The sequence below is a fragment of the uncultured Faecalicoccus sp. genome, from assembly GCF_944325745.1.
Classification (GTDB): Bacteria; Bacillota_I; Bacilli_A; order Erysipelotrichales; family Erysipelotrichaceae; genus Faecalicoccus.
The window spans coordinates 1-11,111 of the sequence record NZ_CALVBG010000043.1; the positions used below are offsets into that span (position 1 = coordinate 1).

Below are 11,111 nucleotides of genomic sequence, written 5' to 3' on the forward strand. Positions count from 1 at the left end.
ACACTCATTGGAAATGGATTAGGTTTCTGAAATACCATTCCTACGCGTTTTCGCAAGGTATTGACCTCAATATCTTTATAGATATTTTGACCATCTAACAGGAAATCTCCAGTGATTTTGCATCCTTCTACCAAATCATTCATTCGGTTGATTGATTTTAAAAGCGTACTCTTTCCGCAACCGCTAGGCCCTATGAAACTAGTGATCTCATTGGCTTTGATATCCATTGTGATGCCATGCAGCGCATGAAAATCACCATAATATAAATTTACATCTTGTATCGATAGTTTTACTTCACTCATATTACTCATCCATTTATCCTTTCACTAACTTACGTCCTAAATAAGAAGATAAGCTATTCATCACAATCACAAACACCAACAATACCACCGCAACTGCACAAGCTTGTTCCGTATAAAGCCCTTCACTCATCAAACGATACATATGGACAGCCAAAGTGCTGCCTGGTGCAAAAATATTCGTGCAGACTTGTGCAACTGTACCGGAAGTATAAATCAAAGCTGCTGTTTCTCCAACAATTCGACCCATACTCAACACGATTCCAGACATAATACCAGGAATCGCACTAGGCAGAATGATGCGGAAGATCGTTCTTAGTTTTCCGGCTCCTAGACCAAAGCTTCCCTCACGGTAGGAATCAGGTACCGCCACTAAGGCTTCCTGCGTTGTACGCATGATCGTAGGAAGAACCATGATGGCTAAAGTCAAAGAACCTGCCATAATACTCAATCCCATTTTCATAGAGATGACAAACATCAAAGAGCCAAATAATCCATATACAATACTCGGGATTCCAGATAGTGTTTCTGTCGTTAATAGAATCACCTTGACCAGTTTAGACCCCCGCTTAGCATATTCAACAAGATAAATTGCCGAGAAGATGCCAATGGGAGCAGCAATGACCAATGTCATCAATACAACAATAATTGTATTGATAATAGCCGGCATCATACTTACGTTATCTGTATTATATTCCCATTCAAACAAAGATGGTTTTAAATTTGGAACTCCACGAATCAAAATATAAGCAATAATAAACAACAGACATAGAATAGTAATCGCTGCTGCAATATGCGTCAGAAGCGACAGCGCAAACGAGACACGATCTTTTTTTTGTTTCATTATGCCTTAGCCTCCTTCCGTTTTAAAGCTGAAAAGGAAAGATTTATGATCATAATAAACACAAACAAAACAACAGCCGTAGCAATCAGTGCTTCTCTATGCAGACCTGTCGCATATCCCATCTCTAAAACGATATTGGCGGTCATAGTTCGTACACCATGCAATAAACTGCCAGGGACCACCGCTTGATTTCCAGCTACCATGATGACCGCCATCGTTTCTCCAATGGCTCGCCCCACTCCTAAAATCACTCCAGCGAGCACTCCAGATTTTGCGGCCTTCAAACAAACAAAGTAGACACTTCTTTCATGACTGGCACCCAAAGCCAGACTGCCTTCATAGTAAGAATCTGGAACTGCCTGTAAACTAGCTTCCGATACAGATACAATCGTCGGCAAAATCATGATTCCTAAAAGGATGGATGCCGCCAGGACCGTATTTCCGCTCGTATGGAATGCATCCTGAATCAAAGGTACGATGACTACCAAGCCAAAAAAGCCATATACAATACTTGGAATCCCTGCCAACAACTCAACTGCAGGTTTTACAATACGATAAATTTTTTTAGGACAAAAATACGCCATATATACAGCGGTCAAGATCCCAATCGGAACCCCCACAACAATAGCTCCTGCAGTAACATAGATACTGCCGATAATCATTGGAAATATTCCATAAAGATTGTTGCTGGGAGCCCATTCCATACCTGCCAAAAAGTTCATAGGTCCAATCTTGGCAATAGCAGGAAGACCATTAATAAACAGATAGAAACAGATAAAGAATACGGCTACGATACTAAAACAGGCGGCCAACATGAACACGATTCGCATCGCGTTTTCTCTTAACTGCATGGTTCACATCCTCTCTTCATATAATCGTGTTAAAAAGGGGTTTCCCCCTTTTTGACACTATTTAAATTATTTTTATCTTATTCGGCAACGTCTGCCCAATCTGTAATCTCGCCTGTGTAGATTCCTTTGATCTGATCTGAAGTTAAATTATCTACACTGTTGTTATTGTTAACAATTACGGCGATACCATCGATTGCAATTGTTGTTGGAGTTAAACCAGCAGCTTCTTCGTCTTCTGTTAATTCACGAGAACACATACCGATATCATATACACCAGAGATTGCGTTTTCTGCACCAGAAGTAGAATCTGATTGTTGAACCGAAATATTGGCATCCGCATTGATTTCTTTATAAGCTTCTGCCAGTTTTTCCATAACAGGAGTTACTGAACTTGAACCACCTACAGTTAAATCTCCAGTTGCTCCGTTGGATTCAAAAGTTCCTGTCGTTTCCATTGGGATATATCCTTCTTCTGCAACTACAGCCTGTCCTTCATCAGACATGATGAAATTCATGAAATCTTGTCCTAATTCGCTAACTTCTCCAGTTGTACAAATCAAGAATGGACGGCTTACAGAATATTCACCGTTTTCAATATTTTCCTGTGTAGCTTCTACACCATCGACTTTAACTGCTTTCACTGTATCGTTCAGTGAACCTAATGAGATATAACCAATCGCATAGTCATTTCCCTCAACAGTCGTCATCATGACTGAAGTAGAGTTTGTGATTTGAGCACTGCTAGTCGTGTTATCCTTTTCGCCATCATCAATTCCTAATAATTCTGTAAAGGCTCCACGAGTTCCAGAACCATCTTCACGGCTGACAACCGTAATTGTTCCTGAAGCTGTTCCTTCAGCACCATCTTCTGCTGTACCGCTTGAGCAGCCTACCAATGCAGTAGCACTTAATCCAAGAGCTAACATTCCTTTTATAAATTTGTTCATTTTTTTCATCCTCTTTTCTTTTACATGAATAGTGTATAAAAGAAATGTTAAGCGCCTAGAATAGAAATGTTAAATCTATGTAAAATGGAATCTTTACCGAACAAACAGCCAAACCATATAAATAACATAAGTTAGAACCATGCAAAGCCCGCATCTCCGGTTCAAACCCCATTTTTTTACAACACCGTAATATATTATAGAAACAAGAAGTAATACCAGGCAATCTTGTGCTGCCCAAATATCCACTTTCATAGGCCGCAGGGTGCCAGAAATACCTAATATACATAATATATTGAAAAGATTGGAACCAATCACATTGCCCATCGCAATTTCATTTTCTCCCTTTCTTGCAGCCACAATACTGGTCATTAATTCTGGAAGAGACGTTCCAATCGCAACAATAGTTAATCCAATCAACGACTCACTCCATCCCCATAGTCTAGCTAGATTCGAAGCTCCTTCTACAACAAGCTGTCCTCCCGCAATGATTGCGGCGATGCCTGCCAATAAAAAGAATATCAATCTCCCTAAGGATTTCGTGGATCTGACAGACTGCTCTTGTGTTTCTTTGGCAGAACGGATCTGCTTTGTCAGCAAAGCACCAAAAAGGACCAATAAGAGGATCGATTCCCAGCGTGAAATATCTTGATGAATCAGAATAAACACCAATAACACACCGCTGACATATATCGACCATGGCCAATCTCTTCGCATTAAAACACTATGAATTGCCAAAGGATAGATGCAGGCACTCGCTCCGGCAACAACCAATAGATTAAAAATATTTGAACCAATCACATTGCCTACAGCAATTTCATTTGAGCCTTGTATGGCCGCCGTTACCGATACCGCTAGTTCTGGCATACTGGTTCCAAACGCAACGATCGTCAATCCGATCACCACCGAAGAAACTTTCATTCGATAAGCCAAACCCGAGGCATTATCGACAAACAAGTCCGCTCCTTTGACTAACAAGAAAAATCCTAATACTACAAACAATGCAGGAACTAACATATCTCATTCCTCCTTCTAAAAAAAACCGACATTCTGTCGGTTCAATCTTTATTCTGTTCTAAACCCAAAATCATATTTTCTGCCCAAGTCGTATAGAAGGATTGTAAAAAATGCACACCATCTGCTTGATAAATCGGCGCATCTCCATTTTGGGAAATCTCTGTATTATCTATATAGATCCATCCATTTTCCTGACACATCGACTTGACTTTCGCATTATATTCATCCACTTTGTTCCAGGGAGGAGATTCTGCCACTGCTTCATCCGTCGCGGGAATGATGGAATTTACCGCAATCGTCGCATCCGGACAACGCTCTAATACTTTCTGGATCTGTTCTTGGTAGACCTTATCGTATCCGCCCGCATCATCAAGCTGCATCCCCATATCGTTAACTCCATAAGAAAAGAATATATACGTCGGATTGATTGTCTCTACTTGGTCTAACCAATTTGATATGTATTCGACCGTGTCCCCGCTATCCGCCAGCACATGAGAATCCGGGAAAAAATGATATACACTAAATCCCATTGCGCGAGAATCGCCAAAAATTACGGCATCATCAAATAAAGCGAACAAATCGACCTTGCCTTCATCGATCCCTTGTTGCAATTCTTGGTATTTTGTATCTTTTAATTTTTCAGAAAGATCATCTACTGCTTTTTCTTCTTGTTGCTTTAAATACTCCTGGCCCTGTGACAGCACCGTATTTCTTGGCAACGCAAGGATGCCAAGGATACAAACAGCTAAACAAGCGATGGAAATCAAGGCGATCTTTACTGGTTTTTTTAATCTTCTTTTTGTCTTTTTCATAAATTCTGTCTTTATTCTAGCACAGTCCTCCATAAAACAGAAGTGTATTTGAAATGTGTACATTTGTATTTATTTTTTGAACATTTTGCTTGATTTTTAAGAATTCGCTCGTATAATAATGGGTATTACACGAAAGGTATGATGAAACTATGACAAGAGTTTATAACTTTAGTGCAGGCCCGGCCTGTCTACCCGAATGGGTCCTAAAAAAAGCGGCGGAGGAAATGCTGGATGCACATGAAAGCGGTATGAGCGTTATGGAAATGTCCCACCGCTCTTCTGAATTTCAATCCATCCTGGATACATGTAAAGAGCGTCTTTGTCGTTTGATGAATATTCCAGAAGACTACGAGATCTTATTTTGTCAAGGCGGCGGAACAATGCAGTTTTCCATGGTTCCTTTAAATCTGTTAAAGCACAGCGCCGATATCATCAATACCGGACAATGGACGAAGAAAGCCATTATGGAGCATGAAAAACTGGGGACAACTCATGTGATCGCATCCAGTGCTGATGCAAACTTCACATATATCCCCAAAATCACACAGAATGATTTGAGTCCTGATAGCGATTATTTGTATATCTGCGAAAACAATACGATCTATGGAACGAAATATAAAGAATTGCCTCCTCACGAAGGAAAACTTCTCGTTGCCGATCTCAGCAGCTGTATTCTTAGTGAAAAGACCGATGTTTCAAAATACGATCTGATCTTTGCGGGAGCCCAGAAAAACATGGGGCCTGCCGGCGTCACGATCGTGATTATCAAAAAAGATCTGATTGGTCATGTCAAAGAGAATATTCCTTCTTTATTGGATTATAAAACATATGCAGACAATGACTCAATGTACAATACACCTCCTTGTTATTCCATCTATATGGTTGGTCTAGTATTGGAATGGTTAGAAAAAGAAATTGGCGGTTTAGACGAAATGGAAAAATTGTCCCATAAACGTGCCAAAATGCTTTACGATTATATTGACTCTTCAAATCTGTATTCTAACCCTGTCGTCAAAGAGGACCGTTCCTATACCAATATTCCTTTTGTGACAGGAAACGCTGATTTGGATAAAAAATTTGTCAAAGAAGCCAAAGAAGCTGGTTTAGTAAACCTGAAAGGGCATCGAACGGTCGGCGGCATGCGCGCCAGCCTCTATAATGCGATGCCAATCGAAGGGGTTGAAGCTTTGATTGAATTTATGAAAAAATTTGAAAAGGAGAATCTCAACGCATGTACAAAATAAAACTTTACAATAATATTGCTCCTATTGGAATTCAACAGTTCACAGCAGATTATGAAGTCGGAGATGACATCGAAAATGAAGATGCGATCCTGGTTCGAAGCGCCAATCTTCATAATATCGAATATAGCGATCACTTAAAGTGCATCGCTCGGGCGGGAGCTGGTACTAATAATATTGACATCGATGCTTGTACACAACGCGGCATCGTAGTTTTCAATACCCCGGGAGCGAATTCCAATGCCGTCAAAGAACTTGTATTTGCCGGTATGTTGCTTGCGTCTCGTGATATCTATGGAGGAATCTCATGGGCAAAGACTCAACAAAACAATGAAAACCTTGCCAAAGACATGGAAAAACAAAAGAAAAAATATGCAGGGACCGAATTGAATCAAAAAACATTGGGTGTCATCGGATGCGGAGCCATTGGTGTCCAAGTTGCCAACTTGGCTCTTCGTTTTGGCATGAAGGTTCGCGGCTATGATCCTTTTATGTCCATAGATGCCGCATGGAACTTGTCGCGGTATGTCCATCATGATAGCGACATAGATGATTTATTTCGAAATAGTGACTTTATCACGATTCATATTCCATTAAATGAAAAAACCAAAAATACCATCAACAAAGAGACCATTGCTCAAATGAAGGACGGAGTCAAGATTTTGAACTTTGCCCGTGGCGGCTTAGTCAATAACGATGATATCTTGGAAGCTTTGAATACCGGGAAAGTGGCAAAATATGTCACAGACTTCCCAACCCCTGAGCTAGTCAATCATCCAAACGTGATTGCCATCCCGCATTTAGGCGCCTCCACTGCCGAAAGTGAAGAAAACTGTGCCATCAAAGCAGCACAAGAAACCATGCATTATCTGCAATACGGAAACATTCGAAATTCTGTGAATTTCCCTGACTGTTATATGGATTTCAACGCTCCGTTCCGCATCTGTGTGATCCATCACAACGTTCCAAAAATGATCTCCCAGATCACAAATTCACTATCTCACGATAATGCCAATATTGAAAACTTAATGAACAAATCTCGTAATGAGATTGCCTATACGATCCTGGATCTTGATAAGGAAGCCAGTCCGGAAACGATCCAAAAAATCGAAGCCATTCCAGGTGTTGTAAAAGCCAGAACGTATCGGAGACAACCTCTATGATCGATGCTCATGTACATTTGGAAAATGGACCTCTGAGCAAAGAATATGTATTTGAATTCATAGACACTGCCCTAGAGAAAGGAATCGACCATCTGCAGATTCTCGATCATACGCATCGCTTTTATGAATTTCGAGAAATGTATGCAGATATATGCCAGGCAGACCCTAGACAAAAAGCCTGGTTTGAAAAGAAACAGAAAAACTCGATCCAGGACTTTATAAAACTGAAAGAAGAGGTCGAACAAGAAGCGCTGCCCTTAAAAGTATCTTGGGGATTGGAAGTTTGTTACGAAAAAGAAAGAGAGCCCTTTCTTCGTTCCATTCTTCCAAGTCTACCTTTGGATTTTTTTGTAGGGAGCGTTCACTCTATCGACCATTATCTATATGATATCGGCGCTTTCAGTGAAGAATTGGTTTGGGAGAAAATGGATAATTCCACGATCTATAAAAAGTATTATCAAGAATTAGAACAATGTATTGCCTCTGATCTTTTTGATCAAATCGGACATCCTGATGTGATCAAATTATATCAGCTGGATCCGGGTTATGATTTGCACCCCACTTATGAAAAGTTGGCGCAACTAGCTCATGAACATCATGTCTGCATGGAAGATAATACCGGGGCTTACTATCGTTATAATCACCCGGAAATTGGATTATGTCCAGATTTTCGAAAGATCCTCAAACACCATCAAGTCCCTATCGTATGGGCTAGCGATGCCCATTATCCCGAGCATGTAGCCATGGCTTATGACGAATTAAAAGGAGCTCAATTTCTATAACGAGCTCCTTTTTTTATAGTCGTACTTTTCGCGCTTCCATATAAAAGCGTTTTTCGTCCGCTTCTCCCATTGAAAATGTCTTACGGGGCAAGACCCCGCCAGCCATAATGGCAGGAAACAAAGAATTTTTATCAATACGGTCTAAAAAGATTCCACAGTTCGATGGATCCTGCAACAAGGTCATCATCGCTTCCTGTCCATGAATATAATCAATCGAAGCTTGTGGATGCGTATTCAAATACTGATCCAAATAATTTTGTAAGATGTCAATAGGCAGTCGATCATCAGATTTCACAAGGCCTATTTTCTTCTCTATCGAGCCCTGATGAAAATAGATCTCATTTCCTTCCTTAATCGAAATATTCTGATCCTGACAGTACTTTTCAAACCCCGGATACAGATCTTTGAGATCCGTATGGAATAGAATGCGGTGGATTGGTTCAAAGATCAAAGCCGGACTATGCAGATTCACCAGTTCTACCATCGCAAAACGGGCCGGATGATCCAATCTCTGCTGGTCGTTTAATTGAATTTTGATCTTTTCCCAACAAGCTTTAGCCGTTGCCAGGGAATGATTGCCATCCCCCACGGCCAAGAACAAACCGTCCGCATCTTTCTGCATCGTCATCAAGCGAGATTCGACTTCTTCGGCCTCTTTTCCTTGGATCGCATATCCAGTAACATGCCCCCCATTCATCATCAGATCAAAATCATATAACACCGGAAATTTTTCTCTCTGATCGGCCAGAACTTCGATCAGCTGTTTTTGCGAATCATCGATCAAAACCATGACATGGCTAAGTTCTAGCAGGGCATCCTGGCGGATCCGTACACGAGGCGGGATACGCGATTCGATCGTTCCCTCGGTAGCACGGATCGGACAATCGGTCTGCGGATCATAATCATAAGCTTCCAGATCAATGACACCGACCAATCCGTATCGATCTCCTGAAAGTGTGGATCGCTTCAACAAGACAAAACCATTCTGGACCTTTTCTTCCAAAATTCCATCTTGCAGATAGCGTTTCATCGTTTGCTGGATCGTTTGAATTCTTTGATCACCTTGCGACAGAAAAGCTTCAGGATAAATCAAATGAAGGCAAGACGGTTTGTCTTGTACTTGCTTTTGCACCTCGGTCCAATACTCTGGCTGACTCGTATACTGATCACAGGCAATCACCGCCCAACGGGCTGGATCAATGGATGCGTTGGGCAAATAAAAGGTTCCACTTTGAAAACAAGGCTTCATAGTCTTCCTCCTTAAAAATCTTTTTCCAGTTCCTGGATCTGCTTGCATAATCTTTCCAATACTGGTGTAGGAATCGAAAGCTTTTGTGCCAAAGGAATGATCGTCAATGAGAATAATGGCAGTTCCGTCTTTCGATGCGCCAAGATATCTTGTGCCATACTGGGCATTCCATCCGGGCGAAGTGAATTGACCAGCTGGATCCAATCTTGGATATCTTGATGGGTCAAAGCAATCCCTTTCGCGTTAGCTACCGCTTGAACTTCTTTCATGGCCGCAATAAATTCAGATTGATACGGCTGATGATCCTGACATCCGCCATATCCAACTTGATGCGCGGCACAAACTTGATTGATCCCGCAGTTCAACATCAATTTATTCCATTGTTCACGAACGATGTCTACACATTTTCGATAAGGAATCGAATAATGAGAAAAAAAGGCTTTTAATTCCTCCACTTTCGATTGTTGTCCAGGGGTTTCACTGCCAAACAAGATCTCTCCCACATGAGAATAATCCACAGTACCATTTAAATAGGTAGAATCCATGCCTTGGACAATACACCGAATCACGGCATCTTCTCCATATACTTTGCGACATTCTTCCTCGCTGCGAATCCCATTCAAGCAGGAAAGAATGATCGTATCTTGATTCACAAAAGGGGCAATCTCTTGGATCGCAGAAGATAAGCCGGCGTATTTGGTACAGATCATGATCAAATCTAGCGGCTCTCCTGATGTGACATATTGAAAATCGGGGAAATGCCCATTCACTTCCAAAGGTTCTTGTTCATAACGCTTTTTACGATCCTCGTCGACAATGAACACCACATCCTGACATCCATTTTTTAACAATAACGTTCCATATAAGGCCCCGATTGCTCCGCGGCCCACAATCCCAACTTTTTGAATCATTTAATTATCCTCTCGAGCATTTACCATGCCTACGCCCCATACGATCAAGATCAGGGAAATCAAGCTTGTCAAAGAAAATGCCTGTTGTGTTTCCTGTAACATCAGCACACTCAATAAAACACCCATCACCGGAATCAGGCAGCTAAAGATCCCCACTTGGCTGACCGGATGATTGGATAATAAGATCCCCCATAAGGTATAAGCGCAAGCAGAAACAAATGCCAAATGAAATAAAACGACAATTCCTGCACTGTTTGCCAATGCCAAATGGCCACCCATGCAAGATCCTATGAGAATTAAAACAAGACCTCCCAAAAAGAACTGATAGCCGCTCAACATCACCGCATCATCCGTTTCGGTAAATTTTTTGATAAAAGCCGCACTGAGTGCCGAACAGAGCTGTGAGATCAGCACAAACCCATCTCCTCCTAACGAGACGCTTTGTAAGTCTTGTATATTCATGATCAGTATACCAAAAAATCCCAATAAACAGCCGATAACTTTACGAAGATCCAATCGTTCATAATGAAATAATATACTGGCGACCAACAGCGCAAAAAAGGCACTGGTACCACTAATGATCGAGCCGTTGACACCGCTGGTATGCGCCAGACCAATATAGTAGAAAAAATATTGTCCGGCCGTTTGAAAAAAAGCCAAAACAGGAATCGCTCTTATAGACGATTTAGTCGGAATCAGCAAGCGTTTTTGAAGTAAACTTCCTATGATCAAAACCAAGATCCCGGCACAAGTAAAGCGCAAGCCCGCAAACAATAAGATACTGGGAGTATCCGAAGCCGAAATGGAAAACAATCGATAGCCTGTCTTTATAAAAGGAACTGCACTTCCCCACAAGGCACAGCAGAAGATTGCCGTTAAGATCAACACGCTGCGCCGTTTCCAAAATGTTCTCTGCATAAGAAAAAGGAAGTAGATTGCTCTACTTCACAAATTGTACGATTGCCATAGGAGCAGCATCCCCTTTGCGGATCCTTGTC

The 11,111-nt window shown here is 41.3% G+C and carries 12 protein-coding genes; 3 read left to right on the top strand and 9 right to left on the bottom strand.

What is annotated here, in order from left to right; all coding sequences use genetic code 11:
• From Q0J48_RS05125 to Q0J48_RS05150, 6 genes are all read right to left on the bottom strand, one after another.
• A partial coding sequence (locus Q0J48_RS05125; RefSeq protein ID WP_366937064.1) for an ATP-binding cassette domain-containing protein occupies nucleotides 1-302 on the bottom strand: 302 nt, incomplete at its 3' end.
• Between the two features lie 13 nt (nucleotides 303-315).
• Complete coding sequence (pstA, locus tag Q0J48_RS05130; RefSeq protein ID WP_183376717.1) at nucleotides 316-1,143, bottom strand: phosphate ABC transporter permease PstA; 828 nt, start codon at nucleotides 1,141-1,143, stop codon at nucleotides 316-318.
• The gene (pstC, locus tag Q0J48_RS05135) at nucleotides 1,143-1,994 is read right to left on the bottom strand and encodes a phosphate ABC transporter permease subunit PstC (RefSeq protein ID WP_183376719.1); all 852 of its coding nucleotides are present in this window, start codon (nucleotides 1,992-1,994) and stop codon (nucleotides 1,143-1,145) included. The genes pstA and pstC overlap by 1 nt, the downstream gene beginning before the upstream one ends.
• A gap of 77 nt (nucleotides 1,995-2,071) precedes the next feature.
• Nucleotides 2,072-2,941: a substrate-binding domain-containing protein gene (locus tag Q0J48_RS05140; protein ID WP_289570448.1), complete on the bottom strand. Its 870-nt coding sequence runs from the start codon at nucleotides 2,939-2,941 to the stop codon at nucleotides 2,072-2,074.
• A 93-nt stretch (nucleotides 2,942-3,034) separates the two neighbouring features.
• A complete protein-coding gene (locus Q0J48_RS05145) occupies nucleotides 3,035-3,955 on the bottom strand; it encodes a calcium/sodium antiporter (RefSeq protein ID WP_296242252.1) in 921 nt (306 codons plus the stop codon).
• 41 nt (nucleotides 3,956-3,996) lie between these two features.
• The gene (locus Q0J48_RS05150; protein WP_296242253.1) at nucleotides 3,997-4,767 is read right to left on the bottom strand and encodes a GDSL-type esterase/lipase family protein; all 771 of its coding nucleotides are present in this window, start codon (nucleotides 4,765-4,767) and stop codon (nucleotides 3,997-3,999) included.
• A gap of 149 nt (nucleotides 4,768-4,916) precedes the next feature.
• Between Q0J48_RS05150 and serC the strand changes: the two genes are divergently transcribed.
• Genes serC through Q0J48_RS05165 form a run of 3 tightly spaced genes read left to right on the top strand, consistent with a single transcriptional unit; the run spans nucleotide 4,917 to nucleotide 7,953 of the window.
• Complete coding sequence (gene serC, locus Q0J48_RS05155) at nucleotides 4,917-6,011, top strand: 3-phosphoserine/phosphohydroxythreonine transaminase (RefSeq protein ID WP_296242255.1); 1,095 nt, start codon at nucleotides 4,917-4,919, stop codon at nucleotides 6,009-6,011.
• Nucleotides 5,999-7,171, top strand: coding sequence for a phosphoglycerate dehydrogenase (locus Q0J48_RS05160; RefSeq protein ID WP_183376735.1), 1,173 nt, complete (start codon nucleotides 5,999-6,001; stop codon nucleotides 7,169-7,171). Before serC ends, Q0J48_RS05160 begins: the two co-directional genes overlap by 13 nt.
• Nucleotides 7,168-7,953: a PHP domain-containing protein gene (locus Q0J48_RS05165; RefSeq protein ID WP_296242257.1), complete on the top strand. Its 786-nt coding sequence runs from the start codon at nucleotides 7,168-7,170 to the stop codon at nucleotides 7,951-7,953. The genes Q0J48_RS05160 and Q0J48_RS05165 overlap by 4 nt, the downstream gene beginning before the upstream one ends.
• 13 nt (nucleotides 7,954-7,966) lie before the next feature.
• Here Q0J48_RS05165 and Q0J48_RS05170 read toward each other — a convergent pair whose 3' ends face one another.
• The 3 genes from Q0J48_RS05170 to Q0J48_RS05180 are packed head-to-tail and all read right to left on the bottom strand — an operon-like array spanning nucleotide 7,967 to nucleotide 11,001.
• Nucleotides 7,967-9,202 carry a DUF1015 domain-containing protein gene (locus Q0J48_RS05170; RefSeq protein WP_296242259.1) on the bottom strand — a complete coding sequence of 412 codons (1,236 nt, stop codon included), beginning with the start codon at nucleotides 9,200-9,202 and terminating at the stop codon, nucleotides 7,967-7,969.
• Between the two features lie 11 nt (nucleotides 9,203-9,213).
• On the bottom strand, nucleotides 9,214-10,113 hold the full coding sequence (locus Q0J48_RS05175; protein ID WP_296242261.1) for a ketopantoate reductase family protein: 900 nt from the start codon (nucleotides 10,111-10,113) through the stop codon (nucleotides 9,214-9,216).
• Nucleotides 10,114-11,001 (bottom strand): DMT family transporter, encoded by an 888-nt coding sequence (locus Q0J48_RS05180; RefSeq protein ID WP_296242264.1) that lies wholly within the window; start codon nucleotides 10,999-11,001, stop codon nucleotides 10,114-10,116. It lies immediately after the preceding gene.
• Nucleotides 11,002-11,111 lie beyond the last annotated feature (110 nt).